The organism is Intestinimonas sp. MSJ-38 (assembly GCF_018917925.1).
Lineage (GTDB): Bacteria > Bacillota > Clostridia > Oscillospirales > Butyricicoccaceae > Pseudobutyricicoccus.
The window spans coordinates 65441-89910 of sequence record NZ_JAHLPO010000006.1 but is presented as its reverse complement, the minus strand read 5'-3'; the positions used below and the strand labels follow the sequence as shown (position 1 = coordinate 89910).

At 54.4% G+C, this 24470-nt stretch carries 31 protein-coding genes and 1 pseudogene; 20 read left to right on the top strand and 12 right to left on the bottom strand.

The window, feature by feature from the left end:
* Positions 1 to 8 precede the first annotated feature (8 nt).
* Both KQI26_RS05695 and KQI26_RS05690 read left to right on the top strand, forming a co-directional pair.
* Complete coding sequence (locus tag KQI26_RS05695) at positions 9 to 959, top strand: HNH endonuclease (protein WP_216503638.1); 951 nt, start codon at positions 9 to 11, stop codon at positions 957 to 959.
* Positions 952 to 1329 carry a hypothetical protein gene (locus KQI26_RS05690; RefSeq protein ID WP_216503637.1) on the top strand — a complete coding sequence of 126 codons (378 nt, stop codon included), beginning with the start codon at positions 952 to 954 and terminating at the stop codon, positions 1327 to 1329. Before KQI26_RS05695 ends, KQI26_RS05690 begins: the two co-directional genes overlap by 8 nt.
* 913 nt (positions 1330 to 2242) lie before the next feature.
* On the opposite strand, the gene KQI26_RS05685 is transcribed toward KQI26_RS05690, so the two are convergent.
* Positions 2243 to 2479, bottom strand: a complete 237-nt coding sequence (locus tag KQI26_RS05685) for a hypothetical protein (RefSeq protein ID WP_215688546.1) — start codon at positions 2477 to 2479, stop codon at positions 2243 to 2245.
* A gap of 278 nt (positions 2480 to 2757) precedes the next feature.
* Here KQI26_RS05685 and KQI26_RS05680 point away from each other — a divergent pair, with 278 nt between their 5' ends.
* The 4 genes from KQI26_RS05680 to KQI26_RS05665 all read left to right on the top strand — a co-directional run bounded on the left by KQI26_RS05680 (position 2758) and on the right by KQI26_RS05665 (position 5537).
* Positions 2758 to 3087 carry a hypothetical protein gene (locus KQI26_RS05680; RefSeq protein WP_216503636.1) on the top strand — a complete coding sequence of 110 codons (330 nt, stop codon included), beginning with the start codon at positions 2758 to 2760 and terminating at the stop codon, positions 3085 to 3087.
* The gene (locus tag KQI26_RS05675) at positions 3077 to 3454 is read left to right on the top strand and encodes a hypothetical protein (protein WP_216503635.1); all 378 of its coding nucleotides are present in this window, start codon (positions 3077 to 3079) and stop codon (positions 3452 to 3454) included. Before KQI26_RS05680 ends, KQI26_RS05675 begins: the two co-directional genes overlap by 11 nt.
* Before the next feature lie 136 nt (positions 3455 to 3590).
* Complete coding sequence (locus KQI26_RS05670; protein ID WP_118625161.1) at positions 3591 to 3773, top strand: hypothetical protein; 183 nt, start codon at positions 3591 to 3593, stop codon at positions 3771 to 3773.
* An 81-nt stretch (positions 3774 to 3854) separates the two neighbouring features.
* Positions 3855 to 5537 (top strand): recombinase family protein, encoded by a 1683-nt coding sequence (locus KQI26_RS05665; RefSeq protein WP_216503634.1) that lies wholly within the window; start codon positions 3855 to 3857, stop codon positions 5535 to 5537.
* A gap of 79 nt (positions 5538 to 5616) precedes the next feature.
* Here KQI26_RS05665 and KQI26_RS05660 read toward each other — a convergent pair whose 3' ends face one another.
* Both KQI26_RS05660 and KQI26_RS05655 read right to left on the bottom strand, forming a co-directional pair.
* Complete coding sequence (locus KQI26_RS05660) at positions 5617 to 6009, bottom strand: hypothetical protein (RefSeq protein ID WP_216503633.1); 393 nt, start codon at positions 6007 to 6009, stop codon at positions 5617 to 5619.
* Positions 6010 to 6137: 128 nt separating this feature from the next.
* Positions 6138 to 7253 (bottom strand): hypothetical protein, encoded by a 1116-nt coding sequence (locus KQI26_RS05655; protein WP_216503632.1) that lies wholly within the window; start codon positions 7251 to 7253, stop codon positions 6138 to 6140.
* Between the two features lie 222 nt (positions 7254 to 7475).
* On the opposite strand from KQI26_RS05655, the gene KQI26_RS05650 reads away from it, so the two are divergent.
* Positions 7476 to 8750 (top strand): double-cubane-cluster-containing anaerobic reductase, encoded by a 1275-nt coding sequence (locus tag KQI26_RS05650; protein ID WP_118748009.1) that lies wholly within the window; start codon positions 7476 to 7478, stop codon positions 8748 to 8750.
* A gap of 1 nt (position 8751) precedes the next feature.
* Complete coding sequence (locus tag KQI26_RS05645; protein WP_216503631.1) at positions 8752 to 8991, top strand: DUF3343 domain-containing protein; 240 nt, start codon at positions 8752 to 8754, stop codon at positions 8989 to 8991.
* A 57-nt stretch (positions 8992 to 9048) separates the two neighbouring features.
* On the opposite strand, the gene KQI26_RS05640 is transcribed toward KQI26_RS05645, so the two are convergent.
* On the bottom strand, positions 9049 to 10404 hold the full coding sequence (locus KQI26_RS05640; protein WP_216503630.1) for an amidohydrolase: 1356 nt from the start codon (positions 10402 to 10404) through the stop codon (positions 9049 to 9051).
* 136 nt (positions 10405 to 10540) lie between these two features.
* On the opposite strand from KQI26_RS05640, the gene dinB reads away from it, so the two are divergent.
* From dinB to KQI26_RS05620, 4 genes are all read left to right on the top strand, one after another.
* A complete protein-coding gene (gene dinB / locus KQI26_RS05635) occupies positions 10541 to 11710 on the top strand; it encodes a DNA polymerase IV (protein ID WP_216503629.1) in 1170 nt (389 codons plus the stop codon).
* A gap of 2 nt (positions 11711 to 11712) precedes the next feature.
* Positions 11713 to 12105: a DUF3795 domain-containing protein gene (locus KQI26_RS05630; protein WP_216503628.1), complete on the top strand. Its 393-nt coding sequence runs from the start codon at positions 11713 to 11715 to the stop codon at positions 12103 to 12105.
* A gap of 111 nt (positions 12106 to 12216) precedes the next feature.
* The gene (locus KQI26_RS05625; RefSeq protein ID WP_216503627.1) at positions 12217 to 12405 is read left to right on the top strand and encodes a hypothetical protein; all 189 of its coding nucleotides are present in this window, start codon (positions 12217 to 12219) and stop codon (positions 12403 to 12405) included.
* 9 nt (positions 12406 to 12414) lie between these two features.
* Positions 12415 to 12690, top strand: a complete 276-nt coding sequence (locus KQI26_RS05620; RefSeq protein WP_118748003.1) for a hypothetical protein — start codon at positions 12415 to 12417, stop codon at positions 12688 to 12690.
* A 61-nt stretch (positions 12691 to 12751) separates the two neighbouring features.
* Here KQI26_RS05620 and KQI26_RS05615 read toward each other — a convergent pair whose 3' ends face one another.
* The 3 genes and pseudogenes from KQI26_RS05615 to KQI26_RS15510 all read right to left on the bottom strand — a co-directional run.
* A complete protein-coding gene (locus KQI26_RS05615; protein ID WP_216503626.1) occupies positions 12752 to 13990 on the bottom strand; it encodes a 6-phosphofructokinase in 1239 nt (412 codons plus the stop codon).
* Between the two features lie 134 nt (positions 13991 to 14124).
* Positions 14125 to 14439 (bottom strand): hypothetical protein, encoded by a 315-nt coding sequence (locus KQI26_RS05610; protein ID WP_253292705.1) that lies wholly within the window; start codon positions 14437 to 14439, stop codon positions 14125 to 14127.
* 152 nt (positions 14440 to 14591) lie between these two features.
* Positions 14592 to 14735: pseudogene (locus KQI26_RS15510) on the bottom strand (WG repeat-containing protein); the annotation flags it as partial.
* On the opposite strand from KQI26_RS15510, the gene KQI26_RS15505 reads away from it, so the two are divergent.
* The 3 genes from KQI26_RS15505 to KQI26_RS05595 all read left to right on the top strand — a co-directional run bounded on the left by KQI26_RS15505 (position 14697) and on the right by KQI26_RS05595 (position 16561).
* Positions 14697 to 14822, top strand: coding sequence for a hypothetical protein (locus KQI26_RS15505; RefSeq protein WP_256447859.1), 126 nt, complete (start codon positions 14697 to 14699; stop codon positions 14820 to 14822). The pseudogene KQI26_RS15510 and the gene KQI26_RS15505 overlap by 39 nt on opposite strands.
* Positions 14823 to 14908: 86 nt before the next feature.
* The gene (gene fba / locus KQI26_RS05600; RefSeq protein ID WP_216503623.1) at positions 14909 to 15844 is read left to right on the top strand and encodes a class II fructose-1,6-bisphosphate aldolase; all 936 of its coding nucleotides are present in this window, start codon (positions 14909 to 14911) and stop codon (positions 15842 to 15844) included.
* Between the two features lie 66 nt (positions 15845 to 15910).
* Positions 15911 to 16561: an HAD family hydrolase gene (locus KQI26_RS05595; RefSeq protein ID WP_216503622.1), complete on the top strand. Its 651-nt coding sequence runs from the start codon at positions 15911 to 15913 to the stop codon at positions 16559 to 16561.
* A gap of 63 nt (positions 16562 to 16624) precedes the next feature.
* Here the strand turns inward: KQI26_RS05595 and spo0A are convergent, their stop codons facing one another.
* The 4 genes from spo0A to spoIVB form a co-directional block, all read right to left on the bottom strand.
* Positions 16625 to 17401, bottom strand: coding sequence for a sporulation transcription factor Spo0A (spo0A, locus tag KQI26_RS05590; protein WP_216503621.1), 777 nt, complete (start codon positions 17399 to 17401; stop codon positions 16625 to 16627).
* A gap of 154 nt (positions 17402 to 17555) precedes the next feature.
* Positions 17556 to 18200 carry a GNAT family N-acetyltransferase gene (locus KQI26_RS05585; protein WP_371744092.1) on the bottom strand — a complete coding sequence of 215 codons (645 nt, stop codon included), beginning with the start codon at positions 18198 to 18200 and terminating at the stop codon, positions 17556 to 17558.
* Positions 18158 to 18400, bottom strand: a complete 243-nt coding sequence (locus KQI26_RS05580; protein ID WP_118747997.1) for an oxidoreductase membrane subunit — start codon at positions 18398 to 18400, stop codon at positions 18158 to 18160. Before KQI26_RS05580 ends, KQI26_RS05585 begins: the two co-directional genes overlap by 43 nt.
* A 411-nt stretch (positions 18401 to 18811) precedes the next feature.
* On the bottom strand, positions 18812 to 19945 hold the full coding sequence (gene spoIVB / locus KQI26_RS05575) for a SpoIVB peptidase (RefSeq protein WP_216503620.1): 1134 nt from the start codon (positions 19943 to 19945) through the stop codon (positions 18812 to 18814).
* A gap of 136 nt (positions 19946 to 20081) precedes the next feature.
* Between spoIVB and KQI26_RS05570 the strand changes: the two genes are divergently transcribed.
* The 5 genes from KQI26_RS05570 (at position 20082) to KQI26_RS05550 (ending at position 23022) form a co-directional block, all read left to right on the top strand.
* Positions 20082 to 20426: an SLOG family protein gene (locus KQI26_RS05570; RefSeq protein ID WP_147421455.1), complete on the top strand. Its 345-nt coding sequence runs from the start codon at positions 20082 to 20084 to the stop codon at positions 20424 to 20426.
* 220 nt (positions 20427 to 20646) lie between these two features.
* A complete protein-coding gene (locus KQI26_RS05565) occupies positions 20647 to 21123 on the top strand; it encodes a CarD family transcriptional regulator (RefSeq protein ID WP_216503619.1) in 477 nt (158 codons plus the stop codon).
* Between the two features lie 51 nt (positions 21124 to 21174).
* On the top strand, positions 21175 to 21921 hold the full coding sequence (ispD, locus tag KQI26_RS05560) for a 2-C-methyl-D-erythritol 4-phosphate cytidylyltransferase (protein ID WP_216503618.1): 747 nt from the start codon (positions 21175 to 21177) through the stop codon (positions 21919 to 21921).
* On the top strand, positions 21918 to 22397 hold the full coding sequence (ispF, locus tag KQI26_RS05555; protein ID WP_371744091.1) for a 2-C-methyl-D-erythritol 2,4-cyclodiphosphate synthase: 480 nt from the start codon (positions 21918 to 21920) through the stop codon (positions 22395 to 22397). Before ispD ends, ispF begins: the two co-directional genes overlap by 4 nt.
* A gap of 13 nt (positions 22398 to 22410) precedes the next feature.
* Entirely contained in the window at positions 22411 to 23022 is a 612-nt protein-coding gene (locus KQI26_RS05550; RefSeq protein ID WP_216503617.1) for a hypothetical protein, read from the top strand.
* A gap of 44 nt (positions 23023 to 23066) precedes the next feature.
* On the opposite strand, the gene KQI26_RS05545 is transcribed toward KQI26_RS05550, so the two are convergent.
* Positions 23067 to 24461, bottom strand: coding sequence for an MATE family efflux transporter (locus tag KQI26_RS05545; protein WP_216503616.1), 1395 nt, complete (start codon positions 24459 to 24461; stop codon positions 23067 to 23069).
* Between the last annotated feature and the right edge of the window lie 9 nt (positions 24462 to 24470).

Sequence of the window (24470 nt, the reverse complement as noted above, 5' to 3'; positions counted from 1 at the left end):
CAAGTTGGATGCAACCTTTCAGTGAAGTCCCAATAAAGCCAGATGTTTCAGGTACCGTGGAAATGCCAGAGGCAAATGTTGATCGCCCCGACGAAACAGAGGGTTGGAAAAATAGCATTGAACTGCCAGACGATACTGGTGAATGGGTAGATAGCATAGAGCTGCCTGATGACTCAGATGGATGGCAAGATAGTATAAATGTGGATAGCGTTGACGATGTCCGCCGCAACGGTGATGGAGTAGAGGAGCAGCCCATTTCGGACCATTCCGCGGATAACCCGTTTGAAGTGCAGACAGATTCGCACTTTAAGGACGCGCCTCATCCGCAGATACCAGACAAAGATTGGCCTGCAATAAATCGAGCAGTTTCAGGTAAATCTATTGATGAACCGACATTAGATGGTAATACGACTATCGATGAAAGAGCAAAGTCAGAAGCAAACGAAGGTGACTACCCAAGTACTTATAAAGAGCGCATGGATCAAACACCCCGAGATGATGGAGAACGTGGAGAATGGCAAGGAGAACGGGGAGAGTCTGTGTTTATCCCCAATGATAGCGAAATTAAGGAGATCCTTGAGGAATATGAAATTGAGGGCATTGCATACGAAGATGCCATTCCGGATTTTTCCCCATGTTCTGAGTCCACAGTAGTGATTGACAACATGACTGACAATCGAAATGGACCTCCTGTTGAGGGAAGCAATTTCCAACAATGTGACCAAAAATGTGCTGAGCAATGGAACGAACAATGTCGTGAAGGAAAAAGTGATTGGTCTGCACGCGATGTTGCCAATTGGAGACGCGAACATGGATATTCTTGGCACGAACGAAATGACATGAAAACATGCGACTTAATTCCAACAAAGATAAATGCATATTTTGGGCATTTAGGTGGCGTTGGAGAATACATTAGATTGCCCAATAGCAACTTGACGGAGGATGTATTTGATGAGTAATGTAAATTTGATTATATGGGGGCGCACTTTTGATTTACCCGTAGTATTCGACTGCTACAAAAATGAAGAAATTCTTCCAGAACAGAAAGAAGCACTTGAAAAGTTTTGCAGCTCCAGAGATGTAATTGATGCTGCAAAGAGTGCTGTAGAGAACTATTGCTTAAAGTTGAACGCAAAAGAAATATGTGAGGACAGCATAATAAATATTTTTAAATATGTTATGCCGTACAGTTTGTATGTTAGGCGTTCAACACCTTCGGATCGTTATGTTGGCTTAATGTGTAAATACCGTTTCAATCCTGAAGACGGATTGGCAGTCCTGTTTAAGAACGAAGAAGTATATGATATTGGAACAAGCGATATTCTTTAACCATCTCATCCAGATTGAAGCAATAATTCGTGTCTGTCTCATTGTCCCATACCGACGTTACACCCGTGATTCACAAATTGTACCTCTGGAAAGCAACATTTGTTTTTCACACTTTTTTGCTTGGGAGCGTCTGTGAAAATCGCTTGTAAACCAACCTGCATGATATAGCAACTCTGCGTTCCCTGGATCGCCCGGACAAGGCGTTTGTATTCCGCCTTTGTCAATTCCCGCCCCTCGTCGGCAAAGAGCTGGCGCTGGATGTGCAGGGGCCTAATCCAGCAATCCGGTCTGCCCTCGAAGTCTAGATAGTCGGTGACGCCCGCCAGCATGGCGTTAACGCTGTTGGCGGCGTGGTCCGTAGCAAGCCGCTCCTTATAGGCGATAACGGCTTCTTTGTTCAGCGTTTGTCCCTCCAGTCAGCACAGAAAAACGTCGGCGCTCCGCAGGTACTTCTCGACGGTTGCCTGTGCTTTTTGCTATGCTGCAGATGCTGTTCAAAGGATAGTAGTATCTGTAAAATCATGTCGTTTGCCTCCGTATCGTTTTTGATAGGTTGCCCATGGTCCTATTTTATGATACAGGGCTTTCTGTTTTAGAGTCATCGCCGCCCTGGGCGGCGATAGCGCAAGCATCGCATTTTGATGTCAAAATACTGCTTGCTGGGGTAAACCCCAGTCCCCCATGCCGCCCGCGGGCGGGAACTTCTCGGCAGCATTGCCGGAAAGTGAGTGTAAAAATCGGGTTCGGCAATATGGCCGAACCCGATCACAGCGGACTGCCCTAAAGCGCTTCAGACAACATTGTCAAAAGCGGTAGACGCTGAAAACCGGGTTCGGTGAATTCACCGAACCCGGTCAGACTTTTTGACAAGGTTGTCTGAAAGTAAGGGTTGGCAATCTTGCCAACCCTTACTTTACCAGATCGTCTCCCGCACCGCTCGAATCAGCGTCACCACCCATGACAGCGCCGCAAGACCCACCAGCACAAGGAAAATGCCGTCCGCCAGAGCGGTATGGGCCAGATACCACGGGCGGAATACCGTGATTACCAGTGCACCGTACAGCAGCGGCGCAGACAACCGTAGCACCTGTGCCAGACGGACGATCCCGCCCAGCAGCGCCAGCCCCAATGATAAAACAGCATACATCATGTTCCGAGCCTCCTTCTTCGATTTGTGGTATGTTACCATCGGCAGACAGACTTTATAAGGGGCTGTCTGCCGATTTTTTCGCTTTGGGTGTCAATAAGACACCCTTGATTGGACGGCGAGGGTGTCTATTGCACACCCTGGATTTCAATTTTTTTGCAAAATTTTTGGATTTTTTGTTATTCACCATGCTGTTTTTTCGGGAGGGGTAGTGAGGGGGTATCTGAAAAAACAGAAAACCGCTCTCGGCAACATTGCCGGAAGCGGTCTGGAGGTGGTTTATGAACAAACAGACACATCGGACCTGCGTCCGCATGAGTGCCAAAGAATACAGCCGGCTCATGGAACGAAGCAGGGCGGCAGGGCTGTCTGCCAACGCATGGCTTATGGAGCAGCTCGCCGGCAATCGTCCCATCATCAGTCGGAACGGCGTCATGCCGGACTTCCTTCGCCTGCTCAATCAGAGGGGGCGGGAGATCAACACCGTGGCTCGTGCCTTCAACAGCGGATATGGCACGGCAGAGGAACTCCGGCAAGCACTCGACTGTCTGAAGGACATTGCCCAGGCAGCATACGAGATCAGGAAGGAGGGGTTCACCCATGCGCCATAAGCGCAAAAAGCCGCTTCCCAGAGGGAAACTGCGGGACAACAGCAAAAGTATCTCCGTCCGGATGACAGAGGAACAATTTCAAAGGCTGGAACGATACCGGGAACTGACCCGTCTGCCGGTCACCACCTACTTCCGCAAGCTCATCGCAGAGAGCGAGATCGTGGAAAGACCCAGCCGGACCAGGTTTCGGCTCTACGAGGAAGTCAACAAGATCGACTCCAATATCCGCCAGATTCTGCGGAATCCCCGCGCAAAGGAACTGGACCGGGAGGCGGCGGACGGAATCCGTTTCCTGCTGGAACACATTCTCGAACAGGCCTACCACATAAACGCACACCATGATCTGAGCCACAAGGACGGGCAGTAAACACCCGCCCGTTCGCCCCGTGCCGCCCTGTGCAGAGTTCTTCCGCACCGGGCAGCGTCCCTGCCCATCCCCTCGGCAGAGGCCCCCACAGGCGGCGTGTGGGCAAAACCAGTAAACAATAGTAAAAGGAGAGCCTATGGAGCAAAAAGCCAATATCACCATCGATAAGGAGCATATCACCGTGGAGCGGACGCAGACAGCCTGCGGGCGGGAGATTCGAGTCATCTCCGTGTTTCCACGGCACGGCAGTGAAACTGTGGAGGATAAGCTGAAAGCCCTGGCGGAACTGGACTTCCGGCAGGGAAAGCTGTGCGCGTAAAGTGCTGGACATTTCAGACCGTTCGGGGTATTGTGGTGTCGCAATGCTCTGAACGGTTTGACGCAGGAAAAGGAGGGCTGTATGAATCAGTCAAACCAAATCAGGAAAACCGCTCTTTACTGCCGTCTCAGCCAGGACGATGGGATAGAGGGCGATTCGAACTCAATCCAGAATCAAAAAGCCATTTTACAGAAGTTTGCGGAAGAGCACCATTTCCCCAGCCCCTGCTTTTATGTGGATGACGGTTTTTCGGGAGGAAACTTCCAAAGACCGGCGTTCCAGCAGATGATCTCAGACATGGAAAACGGCGAGATTGGAATCATCGTGACCAAGGATCTCAGTCGCCTCGGTAGAAATCAGCTTCACACTGGCCTGTACATCGAGGAACGCTTCCCCGTGTTCGGAGTCCGCTACATTGCCATCAATGACAATGTGGACACCGACAGCAGCGAGAGCAATGACCTCATGCCGTTCAAAAATTTGTTTAACGAGTGGTTTATTCGGGACACCAGCCGGAAGATCCGTGCGGTGCTGAAGGCCAAAGCGGAACGGGGGGAACGGCTGGGAACCAGAACGCCTTACGGCTACCGAAAGGACCCGGACACGAAAAAACTAATCGTGGATGAGGAGGCGGCAGCCATCGTCCGCAGGATCTTTGCTATGTGCGCCGGCGGCAGCGGCCCCAGCCAAATTGCCCGCATTCTCAAGAAAGAGCAGATCCTGACGCCTACCATGTACGCCTACAGCAAGTACGGCATCACGCACGTGGGGCTGGATACACAACGCCCATATCACTGGTCTGGGGATACTGTGGCGGATATGCTGGAGAACGAGATCTATCTGGGCAATACCGTCAACATGAAGCACAGCAGCAGATCCTACAAGGACAAGCGGCGGGTCGAACATCCAAGAGAGGAATGCCTGGTCTTTGAGAACACCCATCCCGCTCTCATTACGCGGGAGGTCTGGGACATGGTACAGAGAGTGCGGAAGAACAAGCGCCGTCTGACAAAGATGGAAGAACAGAACAAGTATTCCGGCCTTGTGTTCTGCGCCGACTGCGGCTCCAACATGGTGCTGCACCGGGCGCATACCATGTCCGCCAGCTACAATCACTTTACCTGTCGCACCTACAAGAAGGATGGCGAAGCCTGTACGGGCCACTACATCCGGGAGTGTGTTCTGGACGAGATCGTACTGGAGGACCTGCGCCGGGTGACGAGCGCGGCGCGGGAACATCCGGAAAAGTTCGCCGCCTACATTGGCAGCAAGCAGTCCATCGAGCTTCAGCGGGAGATCCGCAGGCAGGAGAAAGAACTGGCAGCCATGCGGAAGCGGAAAGCGGAACTGGATGCGATCTTCAAAAAGCTGTATGAGGACAGTGTGCTGGGCCGCATCACAACAGAGCAGTTCCAGATGCTCTCCGGCAGCTACACGGAAGAACAGAACCTCATCACTGTCGGTATTCCACAGAAAGAGAATGAGATCCAGCGCCTGCGGGAAACTGTGAGCGGGACGGACAGCTTCCTTGACAAGGCGAAGCGGTACACAGACATTACGGAACTGACGCCGGAACTGCTGCGGCTGTTTATTGAGAAGATCGTGGTTCACGAAAAAGAGGTAAAGTGGTCTAAACACGCGCCCCAGACCGTGGAGATCTACTACAACGGCATTGGCTATGTCGGCAGTGGTCAGCAGGACACAGAAGAAGCACTGGAAGCACCGCAAACCCAGGACACAGCGGAACCCCGGCAGGCATCGTAAACACGATGACCTGCCGGGGTATCCCAGGAATCACTTGTTACCCCTGTGAGGGGGGAACAAATGCTTTCCCGCTTGTTTTTTATTGCTTGGCCTGTTCCAAAAAGCCATACCAGACAGAAGGGTTTTTCACGGAAAATCCCCGGGTGTGGCCCATCCGACGGAGAACGGCCTTGCGGGGACCCACCACCAACTCCCAGGGTTCCTCATCATACAGGAACTTTACCAGAAAGCCTTCTTCCGGCGGGGCCGAAAGGGGAAGGGGCCAGATTTGCAGCGTTCCCAGATAAAGAGGGATGTGCTGGAGGTCCATTTCTTCCGTTATAGCAGCAGACTGTGACCAGGTGAGTACCTGCTGGATGGAGATTTCTTCCCAATCCTCCAAGGGATACCAGGGGACAAGAAGGAGGAAGAATAGCAGCAAAAGAATGAGGATCAGGAGAGCGAGCCAGTGTTTGCGGAAAAACAGCTTCACTTCCATCCGCTTCTTTCAGCATCATGCCTTTTTCCGTTTCTTGTTTTGCATCCGTTTTTTCTTGGCTTTTTTCAAGGGCGATTGCTTTTTGGGACTGGAGTGCTTGGGCGGAGTCGGCTTATTTCCTTTCAGGCTTTTTTCTTTTCGCTCGTTTTGTGAGAAGGAGTTTTGCCGGATTTGGCCTTTTTTTGCTCCGCCGAAGGAGAAATGGCCGCTTCCGGAGCCGTGGAAAGAGGAGAAAGGCTGGTTTTTTCCAGCACCGGCTGGTGCGGGGAGGAAAGCTGACCTTTCTTTCCTTTTCGGGGCAGGGGAGCCGGTTGGAAACGGCGGAAGCGCCAGCGGAGATAGTGGCGCTCGTCCATGAGATACAGGCTCATGCACAGAGAGAAGATTCCCATCAGGCCAAGGATCAGGGCCAGCAGGCCGCTGAGGGATTCCAAAGGCAGCAGATGGATCATATTGTTTTGGGCGTCGTAGTAGGCGTCCACCAGATCACCCACAGACCACTGAGAGGGCAGAAGCCAGCCGGTGAGCCGATCCAACCCCCGGGAGGTAACGGCGTAAAAGTTGCCTTTGAAGCCATGGGTGGAGCTGAGCAGGGCTTTGACCCGGACCCAATCAGGGTGAAACAGAGGCGCGCCGTAGTAAATGGCCCACCACAAAGCCGAAGCACCAAAGAGCAAAAGCAGGATGGGAGCGGTATACCGGGGCTTTTTGGGTTTTCCCCGCAGGGAATAGCGGAAGGGCTGCTCCAGATGGACCCGGCGGCCCAGCAGGCACATGAAAAAGAGCACCAGAAGTCCACATCCCAAAGCTACGACCGCACAATAGAGATAAAACAGCTGCTCATTCTGGATCAGATCATAATTGCGGTAGAAGCAGATGCGGTCGGGATTTTCGTGATAAACGATCTGGGTGCCATAGCCGAAAGAGCTGCTTTCCCAAGCGGCCAGGATGCTGACGCTGCCCACAAAGGGGCTGCCGTCGGCGGTATGGGTGATGGGGAGCATTCCATCGGGAGGCAGATTGTGAATCAGTCGGACGGTGTGGGGCGTTCCTTCGTAGGAAAACTCCACGGTGGGGTAATATTGGGGCTCGCTTCCGGGAATCTGGATCTGCTCTACTTTGGTGATGACGGCATCCAGTACGGTAATATCGGTGATTTGCTCCCGGAAAAAGTGAAAGCCAAGCCAAAGGCTCAAGGCGGCCAGCAGGCAGAAAAAAGCTCCTGTCAACCGTTTCATCCCATCATTCCTTTCCAAATTCCCCATTTTTACCATTGTAAGGCAAAGTGTCGAAAAAGGCAAGAAAAAGAAGGAATTCCCTTGAGAGAATCATTGAAAATATCTATAAATATTATAGAGTTTTATAAAGAGAAACGATTGGAAAAGCCGGGTGGGAAGTGATACTATGTCAAATAAGGGAAACTTATTTTCGACCAAATTTTCAGAAAGAAGGGAATACCCATGGCAGATTATCATGAGATGTGGAAGAGCCTGGGCATGGACCTGGAAACCCATGACCAGCTTTGCGAAGTTTTGCCCGGCATGTTCGGCCAGGTTTATCTCAGCCAGGAGAACCGGCCGGAGGGGATGGATTACTATAATTTCGTCATCGCCGAAATTCACGGGGTGCGCCCCGCCGAACTGATCGAGCATCAGAAAAAAGGCGGCAAGGTCTTTGGTACCTTCTGTGTCTATGTGCCCGATGAAATCGTTTTTGCCGCCGATGCCATTGCCACCGGCTTGTGCGGCGGTTCCCAGTTCTGGGTCCCCGGCGGCGAGAAAGTCCTTCCCGCCAACACCTGCCCCCTGATCAAGGCTTCGGTGGGCGCCCGGCTGGACAGAACCTGCCCCTTCTTCCGCATCGCCGATATGTATGTGGGCGAGACCACCTGTGATGGCAAAAAGAAGGCCTGGGAGATCCTGGGTGAGGATGTGCCCACCTATGTGATGCAGCTGCCCCAGATGAAGCGGGAAAAGGACATCCAGGATTGGGCCTATGAGATCCGTTTGTTCATGGAAAAGGTGGAGGAAGTCACTGGCAACAAGGTGACTCCGGAAAAGTTGGGCGCTGCCATCAAGCTGATCAACGACAAGCGCCGGGCCCTGGCCCGTCTCTATGAGACCCGGAAAAACAAGAACCTGCCCATCAGCGGCAAGGACGCTTTGGTGATCTCCCAGATCGCCTTCTATGACGATCCTACCCGCTTCACCCAGATGACCAACAAGCTGTGCGACGAGCTGGACGAGCGCATCAAGAACGGCGTCAGCGTTTTCCCCCAGGGCCAGAAGCGCATCCTGCTCACCGGTACACCTTTGGCTGTGCCCAACTGGAAGCTGCACCACATCATCGAAACCAGCGGCGGCGCCGTGGTGGCCGAAGAGATGTGCACCGGTACCCGGTACTTCGAAAAGCTGGTGGATGAGACCCAGACCACTCTGGATGGCCAGATCGAAGCCCTGGCCCGCCGTTATATGAACATCAACTGTGCCTGCTTCACCCCCAACACCGCCCGGATCGACGACATCCTGCGTTTGGCGGAGGAATACCAGGTGGACGGCGTCATTGATGTGAACCTGAAGTTCTGCAGCCTGTACGATTCCGAAGGCTATCATGTGGAACGGGCCTTGAAGGAAAAGGGCATCCCGGTGCTGGGTCTGGAAACCGACTACACCGATCAGGACGAGGCTCAGCTGCGTACCCGCATCGGCGCCTTCCTGGAGATGCTGGGCGAATAACATGGACTCTTCCCAGATGGTGGGGTATGTGATTTTTCCCAATCACACCAATGCCCTGCGATTATACCAGCGGCTGAAAGGGGAGAAGATTCCCTGCACATTGGCCCCAACGCCCCGGGAGTGCAGCGTCTGCTGCGGGGTTTCTGTCCGGCTGTCCCAGGTGGAGGACATTCCCCGGGTGAAAGAGCTGATACAGGAGGAAGATGTGCAGGTGGAGGAGATTGCCACGCTGCCCCGATGAAAACAACAATAAGGCCCCCGGCGGAAAGCTTCCGCCGGGGGCCTTTTCTGTATGGATTTATTCTTTTCCCACAATGGGCAGGGGTTCGGGATCGACGGTTTCGGTGCGCTGCATCCCATCCATGAAGGCCAGGTATTCTTCCTTGGTCATGGGAGCCTTGTAGTGCTCGATGTTTTCTTTCGCCTTTTCCGCGCCGTTTTTCATCAGCCGGTAGGCCGTGAGGGCGAAGATCTTGGCGGTGACCACATAGGCCAGGTACTCGTCTTCCACCCGCACATCCGGGTTGTGGAGGTTGCCCACATAGCCGCCGGTGCAGAAATGAACCAGGGGCATCAGCGTGGCCACATCACCGAAGTCATCGCTGCCGGTGGCGTGGGTCAGCATATCCCGGCGATGGTGATAGGGGCCCATGGCGTCCAGATCCTGCAGGACACTTTCCAGTACCTGGGTATCCGGATTGACCACGCCGGACATATAGCCAGCCATGGTTTCGATGGTAACGCCGCAGCCGGTGGCCATGGCGGCGGCCTTCAGGGAGCGGTCCACCTTTTTGGCGGCGTCCAGATAGGCCTCGGGGGTTTTGCCCCGGACGGAATACTGCATGGTCACATGATCGGCGATCACATTGACGGCGGTGCCGCCGCCGGAGATAAAACCGTGGACCCGCACGGTGTCCTCGTCCCGGAAGCTCTCCTGCTGCAAAGCGATATTCACCATGGCCGATGTGGCGGCGTTCAGGGCGTCGATGCCCTCGTGAGGGGCGTCGGCGGCGTGGGAGGAGCGGCCCTGGAAGGTGACAGTCTTGTTCACAAAGCCGTTGCTGCTGCTGTTATAGATGCCGTAATCGGCGCCGGGGAAGGTGTGGTGGCCCAGGGCGATCTGGATATCGTCAAAGGCTCCCAGGCGGATTAGCTCGCATTTGCCGCCGCCGTAGCCCAACTTGCCATCTTTCATCATCTGGGATTTGAACTCGATGTCCACAAATTCTTCGGCCGGCACCGCCATGAAGCACAGATTGCCTCCCATGGCCTGGGCCACTTCCGGGTCGCAGAGGGCTATGGCCGCACCCACAACGCCGGTGAGCTGGGCATTGTGGCCGCAGCAATGGGAAGCACCGGTTTCGCTCCAGGCGTCGGGATGATTGGGAATGGGCAGGGCGTCCATCTCACCGATCACCGCCAAGGTGGGGCCTTCCTGGCTTCCCTTGGGCTTGAGATAGCTTTTCACGCCGGTGATGGCCAGGCCGGTCTCACAAGTGAGGCCCAGTTTTTCCATTTCTTCCACAAATTTCTGGCTGGTGCGATGTTCTTTGTATCCCAGCTCAGCGTGGCAGAAGATATCCCGGCCAAAGGCCATGATCTCGTCTTTTTTGCTGTCGATGATCTGACAGATTTTTTCTTCGATCCGATCCATTGGTTTTTCTCCCCTTTTCCTGCCCCGAAGGGCGATATATATACATTATAGCGGATTTTCATACTACTTGTAAAGGGGCAGGGGAGTGTGATATGATAAAAACAGAACATTCGTTTGAGACAAAGGAGGGGAGAACATGGGCCGGCAGATCCTGCATGTGGATATGAACGGCTTTTATGCTTCGGTGGAGATGATCTTCCATCCGGAGGCCCGGGATGTGCCCATGGCGGTGGGGGGAGATGCCCAGGCCCGCCACGGCGTGATTCTGGCCAAAAATGAGCTGGCCAAGCAGCGGGGCGTCAAAACGGCGGAGACCATCTGGCAGGCCAGAAAAAAGTGTCCGGAACTGTTGCTTTTGCCCCCTCATCACGATTTGTATCACCAGTATTATGAAAAGGCCAACGCCATTTACCGCCGGTTTACCGATCAGGTGGAGCCGGCCAGCATCGACGAAAGTTATCTGGATGTGACGGGGAGCCAGGCTTTGTTTGGAACAGGGGAGGAGATCGCCCACCGCATCCGCCGGGCGGTGAAGGAGGAGTTGCAGCTCACCGTTTCGGTGGGGGTGTCCTTTTGCAAGACCTTTGCCAAAATAGGCAGCGACTTGAAAAAGCCTGACGCTGTCACCTGCATTCCCCGGGAAAAGGTGCCGGAGATCCTCTGGCCTTTGCCCATTGAACAGATGCTGTCGGTGGGGGCCGTGACGGCGGCCCGGCTGCGGCAGAAGGGCATCGGCACCATTGGTGATCTGGCCCGGCAGAGCCGGGAAACGCTGGAAGAGATGATGGGCAAGCATGGAGCCAGTCTGTATCTGGCGGTGCACGGCCTGGAGGAAGACCCGGTGCGCCGCTGGGGGGAGGGGGAGGACCCTAAGTCCATTGGCCGCAACCGCACCTTCCGCCAGGATGTGGTGGGAGATGAGGCGGTGCGCCGGGAGCTTCTGGCTCTGTGCGAGGATGTGGCCTGGCGGCTGCGGCGCCAGGGAATGCGCTGCTGGGGGGTGCAGGTCACCATCAAAGACCCTCAGTTTGTCACCATCGACCGTCAGGGCAAACTGGATGAGCCGGAAAATGTCATGACGCCTCTGTTTCAGGCGGCCTGGCAGGTTTATCAGCGCTCCTGGAAGGAGAATAAGCCCATCCGGATGCTGGGGGTCACCGCCATTCGCCTCACCCGGGAAGCGGGGCAGATGAGCCTGTTTGACGATGGGAAAAAAGAAAAACTCAGCCAGTCCATCGACGGCATATGGGATAAATTCGGTCCCGGGGCCATCCGCCCTGCCGCCCTGCTGAAAAAGGAGGACTGAAAATGAACCGGGAAAAGGGAATAGGTTTTTGCGGCCTAGCCTGTTGTTTGTGTGAAGGAAAAGAAGGGTGTCTTGGTTGCCGGGAAGGCACCTGTCCGGAAAAAGAACGGTGCCGCCCCTATGAGTGTGCCCAAAGCAGGGCCTTGGAAGGGTGCTGGCAATGTGAAGAATTCCCCTGCCAGGCCCCGGTGCTGCAAAGCCTTCGGACCCAGGCTTTTGTGGGGTATATCAGCAAATTCGGTATGGAAAAAATAATGGACCGGCTGGAAGAAGGAGAAAAGGATGGAATCGTGTACCACCACCCAGGCCTGCTCACCGGCGATTACGATGGGATGGAAAGTGAAGAAGATGTGTGGGTCCTGCTGGAGGGGAACAAAAAGCCGCAGAAAGCCTGATCCTGTCATGAATTGTTAAGAAATTCGTTGGAAAAATCCAGTGGTATGGGGTGGGTTCTTTCTGTTATACTGTACAAAATACGCCGGAAAGGAAAGCAGAAGGAGGAGCCCATGGAGCTGAGGTTGACAGATCGGGAAGCGCTGGCCTTATACCGGATGCTGCTGCGCTGGGAGAAAACAGGCAGGCTGGCCCCGCGGGAAGTGGAGGAAGAGCAGCTGCTTTGGGATCTCCAATGCTTGCTGGAAAAGGAATTGGGACCGGTGAATGAAGAAGTAACCGGAAGATGGAGAAAGGAATGAGGGAATCACATGAAAGGGCTGTACAGGGCAGCCATGGTCATGGCGATGGCGGGTTTGCTGCTGCTTCTGGCGGTGATAGGGGCCGGGGTATCCTATCCTCATCCTTTCTTTACCATCGGCACTTTGGTGGGGATGGGGTGCGTGTTTCTCAGCCTGCCTTTGTTTTTCATTGCCTGGATCGGACAGCTGCGTCAGTCGGTGAAAACCAAGCAATATGGGTGGGCACTGTGCATTGCTATTTTCGGGATCTTTCTCATTGTCCGCGGGCTTTTGCAGATATGGTAGAGGAAGAAAGGGGCAAAACAAAACGCCGCAGAATTCTGCGGCGTTTTGTTTTGCTCTATTATTATTTGGCCAGAACCTTTTTCAGCCGGGCGAAACGGGGCAGGCCGTTTTCGTAGGGAAGCTGGGTCTCGCCTTGGATCAGGGGCAGGGCATAGGCGATGAAGTCATCGGTGAGACCGGTGTGATCGGGCTTGATCCACTGGGTGGGCACCTTCTTTTCGGTGTTAGCCACGATGTCCAGAGGCACCGGCTTCATTTCCAGCTGGTATTCTGCGCCCTCTTTCCGCTCAAAGGCCACCATTTTGTCGGTGACGCCGCTGACAGCCAGCTCCACGGCGGTTTTGCCCGCCTGATAGGCTTCTTCGATGTCGGTGAGGGAAGCGGAGTGGGCAGCGCACCGCTGGAGCAGGGACAGCTCGATGCTGCGCACCTTGTAGCCGAAGCGGCTCTTCACTTCGTTTGCCACAAAAGCTCCGGCGCCGCCCATCTGCTTGTGGCCAAAGGCGTCGGTGGCCACATCCTGGCCGTATTCGGCGATGAATTTGCCATTCTTGTCCATGATGCCTTCGGAAAGAGCTACCAGGCAGTTGTTCCGCCTGTCATAGACTTCCTTGATCTGGGCCATGGCGGCTTCCAGGTCAAAGGGCTGCTCAGGCAGATAGATCAGATCGGGACCGCCGCCCATATGGGAGGCCAGAGCGCTGGCGGCGGTGAGCCAGCCGGCGTTGCGGCCCATGATCTCCACGATCACCACGGTGCCGGTGTCATATACATTGGCATCCTGGTAGATCTCCATGCAGGAGGTGGCGATGTATTTGGCCGCCGAACCGAAACCGGGGCAGTGATCGGTGCCGAACAGATCGTTGTCGATGGTCTTGGGCACGCCCATGATCCGGCACTCATAGCCCTGGCTCATCAGGTATTTGGAGACCTTGTTGCAGGTGTCCATGCTATCGTTGCCGCCATTGTAGAAAAAGTAGCGGATGTTGTATTTCTGGAAGATCTCCAGAATGCGCTTGTAGTCGGTGTCATCCACGCTGCTGTCCTTCAGCTTGTAGCGGCAGGAACCCAGGGCGGAAGAGGGGGTATACCGCAGCAGGGACAGCTCTTTCTTGTCCTCCTGGGAAATGTCGTAGAGACAGTCGTTCAAAATGCCTTTGATGCCATGGGCACAGCCATAGACGGCGGTGATGCAGTCTTCACCCAACGCAGTTTCCAGCACGCCCAGGGCGCTGGAATTGATCACCGATGTGGGGCCGCCGGATTGGCCGAAAAGGCAGGCGCCTTTCAGTTTGTTCATGGTACATGACCTCCGTGGAGAGATAAAATTTGAAAAATCAAGTGTAACTGTATTTTACCACACAATCCCTTCTGTGGCAATGAAAGAAAGGCCCCGGACGAAATGCCCGGGGCCTGAAAGAACGATTGCAGCGATTATTCGGTAACCATCACATTGTAGAGACGCCAGATGGTCATGTAGGCCTGCTGGCGGGTGTAGGCTTCCTCGGAGAACTCCAGGACGGGTTTGCCGCTTTCGTCCAGATAAAGGCCGTTGCCGTCCATGGCTTCGGTGGCGGCGAAGGTGCCTTCGTTCAGACAGCAGCCCACCCAGTAATCGCCCAGGTAGACCTGCTTGCCGGTGCGGTCAAACACCAGACTGGGGGCATAGTTGTCCACTGACATGATGCGGCCCAGCACCACATAGCCGTTGTGGTAATAGACTTTGGCGGAAGAGTCCAGGAAATCCACAAATTCCTTGGCCCGCTTGTATTCTGTGTCCCCTTCCTCTTTATAGAGCAGGGGGGCACATTGCCCTGTTTGTCCAGGACGGACCAGAAATACACCGGGGCCGTTGCGCCGTCATATGTGGGATACTCACCCAGAGTGCCCACCACGGCCAGACCTTCGCTGAAGGAGAAGGCATAGTCAAACTGGAAGGGAATGACGGTGCTGCCTTCCATGTCGATATAGCCCCATTTGCCGTCTTTTTTTACGGCGGCCAGGCCTTGGGAGAAGGAGTCGGCATCTTCATACTGAGGATCGATGATGACCTCATAGGAAAGGCCCTCCTCCTCGGCGGCTGTGACGGGGAGAATGAGAGAGAACAGGAAAATCCATACCGCAATTTTTAAAGAAAAGAAATTTGCATGGCATCTGTTTTTCTGATACAATAACGAAAAGACCTACTTTGGAACGATACGAGCAGGAGGAAAACATCATGCCGCTAGTCAGTACAAAAGAAATGTTTGAAAAGGCCTACAAAGGTGGCTATGCCATCGGTGCCTTCAATGTGAACAACATGGAGATCGTCCAGGGAATCACCCAGGCGGCCATGGAGGAAAATTCTCCGGTGATCCTCCAGGTGTCGGCCGGTGCCCGGAAATATGCCAAGCACAATTACCTCATCAAGCTGGTGGAGGCCGCCATCATGGAAACTGGTCTGCCCATTGCCCTCCATCTGGATCACGGCGAAAACTTCGACATCTGCAAAGCCTGTGTGGACGGCGGTTTTTCCTCTGTGATGATCGACGGCTCCAAGTACAGCTTTGAGGAAAACATCGCCATCACCCGCCAGGTGGTGGAATACGCCCATGCCCACGGTGTCACTGTGGAAGGCGAGCTGGGCAAGCTGGCCGGTATCGAGGACGATGTGAATGTGTCCGATGAGGACGCCCAGTTCACCAATCCCGCTGAGGTGGAAGAGTTCGTCAGCCGCACCGGCGTGGACTCTCTGGCCATTGCCATCGGCACCAGCCATGGCGCCTATAAGTTCAAGCCCGGTCAGAAGCCCCGTCTCCGTTTTGACATTCTGGAAGAAGTATCCAAGCGTCTTCCCGGTTTCCCCATTGTGCTTCACGGCGCTTCTTCGGTGCCCCAGGAGTTTGTGGCCCAGGTCAACCAGTATGGCGGCTCCATGCCCGATGCCATCGGCATCCCTGAGGAGATGCTCCGTCAGGCCGCATCCATGGCCGTGTGCAAGATCAATATTGACTCCGACCTCCGTCTGTGCATGACGGCGGCCGTGCGCAAGCACCTTTGTGAGCATCCCGATCACTTTGATCCCCGGCAGTATCTGGCCGACGGCCGTCAGGCCATCCAGGATATGGTCCGGCATAAGATCCGGGATGTGCTGGGTTCTTCCGGCAAGGCATAAAATACAAAACAAAAATCGGGCGGTTTTCCGCCCGATTTTTTAAAAGATTGAAAAAGGAACTATGCTATGAAATATCAGACTATTTTGTTCGATCTGGACGGCACCCTCACCGATCCGGGGGAGGGGATCACCCGCTCGGTGGCCTATGCTTTGGAGAGCTTCGGCATCCATGTGCCCGATCGGAAAGTGCTCTATCCATTCATCGGTCCCCCTCTGCTGGATTCCTTCATGGAGTTTTACGGTTTTTCCGAAAAAGACGCCCGGCAGGCCATTGAAAAATACCGGGAATATTTCGGAAAACAGGGTATTTTTGAAAATGAGCTCTATTCTGGCGTGCCGGAGGCTTTGGAGGAACTGAAAAAAGCCGGTGGCCGTCTGGTGCTGGCCACCAGCAAGCCAGAACCTTATGCCAAAGAGATTCTGGAACATTTTCATCTCATGGGTTATTTTGATTTCGTCTCCGGCAGTCAGCTGGATGGAACGCGAAGCAAAAAAGGGGAAGTCATCGCCTACGCCCTGGGCCATTGCGGCAAAGGGGCGGAGGACAAGGCCCTGATGGTGGGGGACCGGAAGCACGATGTGCAGGGAGCCTTGGAAAATGGTCTGCCCTGTGCCGGTGTGCTCTATGGCTACGGCAGCCGCGAGGAACTGGAGCAGGTCGGCGCCCAATGGATTTTGGAAACGCCTGCCCAGCTTTCCCAGTTGGCCCGGCTGTAACAAAGCAAAAAAAGAAAGACCGTGCCAAACATCAGGGCATGGTCTTTTTTCACAATCAACCAATCAGCCGCATTTCAGTTGCAAACGGAGCTTGTCGGCGATCATGGAGATAAATTCGCTGTTTGTAGGCTTCCCTTTGATTTGCGAGACAGTATATCCAAAGTAACTTTGCAGCACTTCGATATCGCCCCGATCCCAGGCCACCTCAATGGCGTGGCGGATGGCCCGTTCCACCCGGGAGCTGGTGGTGTTGTATTTCTTGGCCACCGAGGGGTAGAGCACTTTGGTGACAGCATTGACCACATCGATGTTCTCAATGGTCATCATAATGGCATCCCGAAGATATTGATAGCCTTTGATGTGTGCAGGTACGCCGATGTCGTGGATCACTTCGGTGACCCGGATTTCCATATCTACCGCCGGGTCCAGTGCCCGGGCTGTGGGATTTTGCATGGGCACAGGAAGGTTTTTATAGCTGCAGATCCGCTCGGCCAAAGCAGAGATGTTGCAGGGCTTCATCATGAAATAGCTGACGCCCAGGGCTGCGGCTTCGGCGGCCATCTGGTTGCTGGAAAAGGAAGAAAGGACGAAAAACACCGGTTTCTTTCCGGAAGAGGCGCTGGTGATGCGGCGGATGGCGGCCAGGCCATCCAGTTTGGACAGCACAGTATCGGTGAGGATGATATCGGGGGAGAGCTGGGAAGAAAGCTGCACCAGTTCTTCTCCATCGCCGGCGGCCCCTACCACCTGAATCTCAGGGTGTTCCTCCAGATTTTTTTGCAAAAGAGCACGAAACTCCCCGCTGTCATCGGCCAATAATAGGCGTATTTTGGTATTCATAGCTCACAACTCCGTTATTTGACAAATTGGTGTGTTACCAGCGCTGTAACTATAAAATACCACAATAGATGGGGCCTTTCAAGATGGAACGACCGAAAATATTGCAATTTATTTTTACAACAAACTCCGGTTTTGCTCACAAAATGCGGTGATTTTACAACTTTCGTGGCGTTTCGAGCATTCTCTCGCTGGAAGGGGATGCCGGGCAGGGAGCAAGGGAGCGCTCCATTACCATCACGGTATACCCCGGATTTTTATACTCTACCCCGGTTTCCGCAAAACCGTTTTTGACCCAAAAGGCCCGGCTTTGTGGATTACCTTTTGCATAGCCCAGGCGGACGAAAAAATAACCCAGCTGCCGGATGGAACTGAGCAGTTCATGGAGGATGGCAGACCCGATCCCTTTTCCCTGAAAAGCCCGGTTTACCATGAAAAAGCCGATGAATGCCGTTTGGTCATTGGGGAAAGCCAGGATCAGATCCACCACAGCAATCAATTCGCCATCTTTCCAGAAGCCAAGATAATATTTGTCTCTAAGAGTTTTGTTGGGCGGCAGCGCCTTCATGTCCGCCAAAAGGCTGCTTTTGGTGACAAAAGGCGGGCAGTGTTGGTAAAAAAGCGGGTTTTTTCTGGCCAGTGCATAGACGGTCTGGATGTCTGTCTCTTCAATCGGCCTGACTGTGTAAACAGATGAAAGATCGGCAGGGATCACGACAGCACCTTCCTTTCCTGGTGTTCTATTGCGGCGTTTCTGTTTTATGAAATCACAAAGCGGGTCATAAGTCCGATGAGGATGCACACTGCACCGGCCAGCCAGGAGGCCAAGCGCCCTTTTTTGGCGTCCATCTGCTCTGGATACACCGGATGCACGATCCACAGCAGACCGTAGAGAAGCCAGGCGATGTTGGAAAACAGGCCCTGATGAAGGGCAAAAGCCAGAATGTTTGCCAGAATCACTAGAATAACACCCAGCAGGATCTGTTTTTTAAATGCGGTCATGGGAAATCCCCCTTTGCCATATGGATTGAATTTATTGTACCATATGGCTTTTTGCCTGTCAGCAGGTTCTGGGAAAAATAGAAAAGGGCAGCCAGGAAGGCTGCCCTTTCAGACTGTCGAAAAACCTATATAATGAAAAGGGTCGTCCGCCCTACCCCTATAAATCCGCAAAAAGCCGCGACCTGTGCGTGGCTTTTTGCACTTCTCAAGGGCGGGGCGCCCCGCTGGTCCGGTGGCCGGACGGCCATACTTTCTTTGCCTTTCTGCATCGGACCTGCCCAGCGCGGGAGCGCAGTATGGGAGCGGCGGCTCGCCGCCAGCCCCTTGCAAAAACTCGAAAAAGTGGCCTAAGCCACTTTTTCGACACGCTCAAAGGGCAGCCAGGAAGGCTGCCCTTTGGGTGTGGCTGTGTTATTGCAGACTGTAGGCGGTATCCAGCATATTTTCAATGAAAATGCCGTAGCCCCGGGTGGGGTCGTTCACCAGCACATGGGTGACGGCCCCGATGAGTTTGCCGTTTTGCACAATGGGACTGCCGCTCATGCCCTGGACAATTCCGCCGGTTTTTTCCAGCAGTTCTTTGTCGGTGACTTTGATCATCATGTTCCGGTTGCTTTCATCGTCATCGTCGGGGTATACCTTCAGGATCTCCACATCGTAGTAAGCGGTGTCATCTCCATCTACATTGGCGATGATCTGGGCTTTGCCTTCTTTGATCTGGGATTTGGGAGCGGTCTCCAGGGCCTGCCGTCCTTCATAAAGGGAGGAATCGGTGATCTTGCCGTAGATACCGCTGTCGGTGTTCTGGTAAAGGACACCCTGATCACGGGTCAGGTCGTATTCGCCCACCAGTTCGCCAGGGGAGCCAACTTCACCTTTTTCCGCACCGGCCACCTGGGAAGGCATCAGACTGCCGCCGCCAATGGGCATCAGTTCACCGGTATCCTGATCGGCCACGCCGTGGCCCAAAGCGCCAAAAGCGCCGTTTTCCGGGTCTACGAAGGTGATGGTGCCGATACCGGCCAGACTATCCCGAACAAAAGCACCGATGCGATAGGTGCCGCTGGCTTCATCCTTTACCGGCTTTACCTGGAGGGTCTTTTCTTCTTCACCTCGTTTGAAATGGATGGTCAGCTGGGCTCCTTGGCTGCTTTCCACGGCCTGGGCCATGGATTCGTTGCTGTCTACAGGGGTGTCATTGACTTTGATAATCAGGTCACCCAAACGCAGTCCGGCCTTTTCAGCCGGAGAGCTTTGGGAAGAAGCGTCTACCGGAGCAAAGCCCACCACCATGGCCCCTTGGGAAAAGAGCTTAATGCCGGTGGTGTGGCCAAGAGGGATGAGGCGGGTGCTCTCCGGACGAACGATCTCGCCGGAGTCGGTTTTGGATACATTGATGCTGTCGATTTGAGCAGAGACGGCGGCTAAAGCGTCTTCGCCGCCCAGAGGAAACAGGGTCAGAGCGGCAGCAAGAACCAGGGACAACGCCCCGGCGCATTTGCCGATCCGGCCCCAGATAGGATTGGGTTTGTGATTTTTGTCCATGGGATTTCACTCCTTTCTGCCACGCCTATTAGCATTCCCGCCGCTATGGTTGATACTTTGCAAGAATAATGGTATTCTGTTTATAATCTGCTAAGGAAAAAAACGGTTCTTGCAAAAGAAACGGAGGGAAAAGGCTGTGAAACTGGCCATTGTGGGCTCCCGGACCATGGGAGAGGAATTTTATGAATTGCTGGAGAAAAATGTTCCCAATGGAGTGACCACCATCCTCAGCGGCGGAGCCAAAGGGGCCGACAGCCTGGCCAGGCGCGTGGCCCAAGAGAGGAAGATTCCCCTGGAGGAGATCCTGCCCAATTATAAAATTTTCGGAAAAATGGCCCCCATTGTGCGCAATCGGGAAATCGTGCAGAAAGCCGATCTGGTGCTTTGTCTGTGGGATGGAGCATCTCCGGGCACACGGAATGTGATTGCACTGTGTATGGAGCTGAATAAGCCCTTTCAGCTGTTGGAGCCAGAACTTTAAAAAGGAAATTTCATTCTATCAGAATTTTTCCCCGATTTTTCATGAAATCTCCGTGAGAAACCGGGGTTTTACTTGTTTTAGAGAGAAAAATGTGGTACAATAGAATAAATTAGGAAAGTGAAAAGGAAAATTTTTGTTCAAATTGATGGCCTGATGGCTGGAAAAGAAAAATGGATATATAGGTGACACTGTATGGCGGCTTAAAGAAGGAGGCGGCGTGATGTATACAGTGGGCGAGAAGGTGGCGCATCCCATGCATGGCGCGGGAGTGATCGAGCAGATCCTACCCCGGGAAGAAGGGGGGAAAGAGCGCCTTTTTTACCTTTTGCGCCTCTGTGTAGGCTCCATGACGCTGCTTTTGCCCTGCGATAGCTGCGGGGCCGTGGGGCTGCGCCCCACCGTTTCCCGGGAAGAAGCCCAGAACCTTCTGGACAGGCTGGAGGAGATTCCCGTGTGTCAGGAGGGGAATTGGAACCAGCGTTATAAAGACAACATGCAGCGTATCCGCAGCGGCGACCTGGAGCAGGTGGCCGTGGTCATCCGCAGCCTGCGGCGGCGGGATGGCCAGAAGAATCTGTCCACCGGTGAGCGGAAAATGCTTTCCAGCGCTAAAAAAATCCTGGTTTCGGAACTGTCTTTGGTGCTGGAGCAGGATTATGGGCAGATCGAGCATATCGTGGAAAAAACATTGGTATAGTAATAAAGGGCAGCCGGTCCTCTGGAGTGGCTGAGAGGGAGGGGATCGGATTTGCTACAACAGTTGCGTTCTTTGCTTAAAAAGAAGGAGCGGCCCTATACCGCTGCGGTGGTGGCCGCCGGCGGCAGCGCCCGCCGGATGGGAGGCGTGGATAAACTCCTGGCCGAGATCCATGGCGTGCCGGTGATCGCCTATACTTTGCTGGCGTTGGAAAAAAGCTCCTGCGTGGATGAAATCGTGGTGGCGGCTTCGAAAGGGAATTTTCTGCCCATTACCGAGGTCTGCCGGGAGTTTGGCATCAGCAAGGTGTTCAAAGTGGTGCGGGGCGGTCAGGAGCGGGCCGACAGCGTGTATAAGGCGTTGTGCGAATGCAGTTTGCAGACCAAGTTTGTATTGGTGCAGGATGGGGCGCGGCCATTGCTCACCCCGGCTCTTGCAGAAAAGGTGTGTCAGAAAGCTTACGAAGCCCGGTGTGCCACAGCGGCCGTGCCGGTGAAAGACACCATCAAAGTGGTGGAAAACGGCCTTGTACAGCAAACGCCGGACAGGGCTTTTTTGTATGCGGTGCAAACGCCTCAGGTCACCGATATCGACCTTTTGAAAGGGGCTTTGTGCAAGGCGGCCCAGGATGGGGAAAAGGTGACGGATGACTGCGCTGCCGTGGAGAAGCTGGGCATTCGTCCGGCCATTGTCATGGGCTCCTATGACAATATCAAGATCACCACACCGGAAGACCTGGATATTGCCCAGGTTCTTTTGGAGCGGATGGGAACAGAACAAGGGAGGAACAACCTTTGAAGATACGAGTGGGAAACGGATACGATGTACACCGGTTGGAAGAAGGCCGCAAACTGATTTTGTGTGGGGTGGAAGTGCCCCATGACAAGGGCCTTCTGGGCCACAGCGATGCCGATGTGGCCACCCATGCGCTGATTGATGCTTTGCTGGGCGCCGCCGGGCTGGGGGATATCGGCAGCCATTTTCCCGATACCGACCCGGCCTATAAGGGCATTTACAGCATCCAGCTGCTGGAGCACACGGCGGCCCTTTTGAAAAAAGAGGGCTGGAGCGTAGAAAATGTGGATCTGATCATCGTGGCCCAAAAGCCCAAATTGCTGCCTTATTTTCCGGCCATGCGGGAAAAACTGGCTCAGGCTCTGAAAATCGGACCGGAACAGGTGAACATCAAAGGTAAAACCGAAGAGAAGCTGGGCTTTACCGGCCGGATGGAAGGGATGAAAGCCTACGCCGTAGCCTTGCTTCTGGGCCAGTGAGAAGGGGAGCAGTATGGGCGCTTATTTTGGCAATGTAATGGTGCTTTTGCCGGAGAGGCAGTCCTTGGAGGAGATTCCCCGTCTGCTGCATCAAGCGGGGCTGCGGCTGGATGATACCTTTGTCTGTCCCCAGGAAGAAATTTGGGAAGAGGAGAATGTGGTGGCCGCAGCACTTCCGCCGGATACCCGCTGGCTCACCTGCTGGGACCCGGTGTGCCGCCAGGGCTTTGATCCCGACTTGGCGGAAGAGCTGGCCCAGATCTATGGTACGGTATTTCACGCCCCGGCCCTTTCCTTTTCGGTGGAGGATGGGGAGCTTTTGCTCATGGGCTGCTTTCTTCCCGCCCGGCGTTTTTCCCGCTGGTATGCCAGGGGAAGCAAGGGAATCCTGAAAGAGTACGGCATTTCATCCCAGGCCGGAGCCTTCCCTCAAGAAGTTTCCCGTCTGCTGCCCACGCCCCGCATTTTTCCCTTTCATCGGGTGTGGAGCGCGCCGGGGATCGGCCAGGAAGAAGCGCGGCTGATGGATATGGCCGCCTTGTTTGGTTTTGCTCCTGTGAGTTTGGATGAGGGGATTCCACCTCCGGTGAAATCCCGGTTTTTCCGGGTGCCCTATGGCAGATAAGAATGAAAAAAGGCGTTTGCCGGTTTCCCCGGCAAACGCTTTTTTTATGAAATGGTCAGTTGTTTTTTTTCCTGGGCCTCACGGAGAGAGATCTTCCGCCAAAAGCGAATGACCAGAGGAAGGGCCAGAATGGCGGTGAGCAGATCGGCAATGGGCTGGGCCAGCTGCACACCCAGAATGCTGTCAAAGAGGGTGGGAAGCAGCAGGATCAGCGGAAGGAAAAACAGCCCCTGGCGTGAGATGGCTAGAAGGGTAGCTTCTTTGGCCTGACCGGTGGATTGGAAGAGCATATTGGAGATGACCACCAGGGCTTGGAAGGGAAGCAGGGCACATTGGAGCCGGAAAGCCCGGGAGCCGATGGCGATGACCAGAGGATCGTCCCGGCGGAAGATAGCCATGATGTCCGGGGCGAAAATAAAGCCAATGGCCGCCATGATAAAGAGACCCACCACGCCTACTTTCAGGCAGAAGAAATAGGCCTGGCGCAGCCGGTCATAGCGGCGGGCGCCGTAGTTGTAGCCGGCCACCGGCTGGAAGCCCTGGCCAAAGCCCAGAAGGGCGGAGAGGATGAACATAAACACCCGGCTGACCACCGACATGGCGGCGATGGCGGCATCGCCATAGAGCCCGGCGGCCCGGTTGAGCATCACAGAAGCCACGCTGGCCAGACCTTGCCGGAAGAAGGAAGGAGCACCGGTACGCAAAATCTCCCAATAGACAGCCCCTTGACGGGACACCGACCGCAGCCGGATGCGCACAGCGCTGCGGCCCTGGATATAGTGGGAAATCAAAATAGCAAAGCTGACGATCTGGCTGAGCACGGTGGCGATGGCCGCGCCCTGGATGCCCATGTCAAAGGTGAAGATAAACACTGGGTCCAGCACCATGTTGAGAAGGCCGCCGAATCCGATGCCCAGCATAGCCAGCACGGCCTGGCCTTCGGCCCGCAGATCGTTGTTCATCACAAAAGAGGTGCACATAAAGGGGGCGCCCAGCAAAATCACCCGGGCATAATCCTCCGCATAAGGCAAAATGGTTTCGGTAGCACCCAGGGCCCGCATCAGTGTATCCATGAAGAGGGTGCCGAACAAAGTGATGGCAAGGCCCAGAATGGCGGCGGTAAAGAAGGCGGAAGACGCCACTTCATTGGCCTTGTCGTTTTGCTTTTGTCCCAAAAGCCGGGAGATGTAGCCGCCGGAACCCATGCCCAGCATAAAGCCAACGGCCTGGATGATGGCCATCAGGGAGAATACCACGCCCACCGCTCCGGTGGCGCTGGTACCCAGTTTGCTGACGAAGAAGGTATCCGCCAGGTTATAGATGGAGGTGATCATCATGCTGACAATGGTGGGCACAGCCAGCTTGCCGATGAGCTTTGGGATAGGGGTTTCGGTCATGCGAATGAATTGGGCGTCGGCCGCCGATGGGGAAGGAGTCATAAAACCACC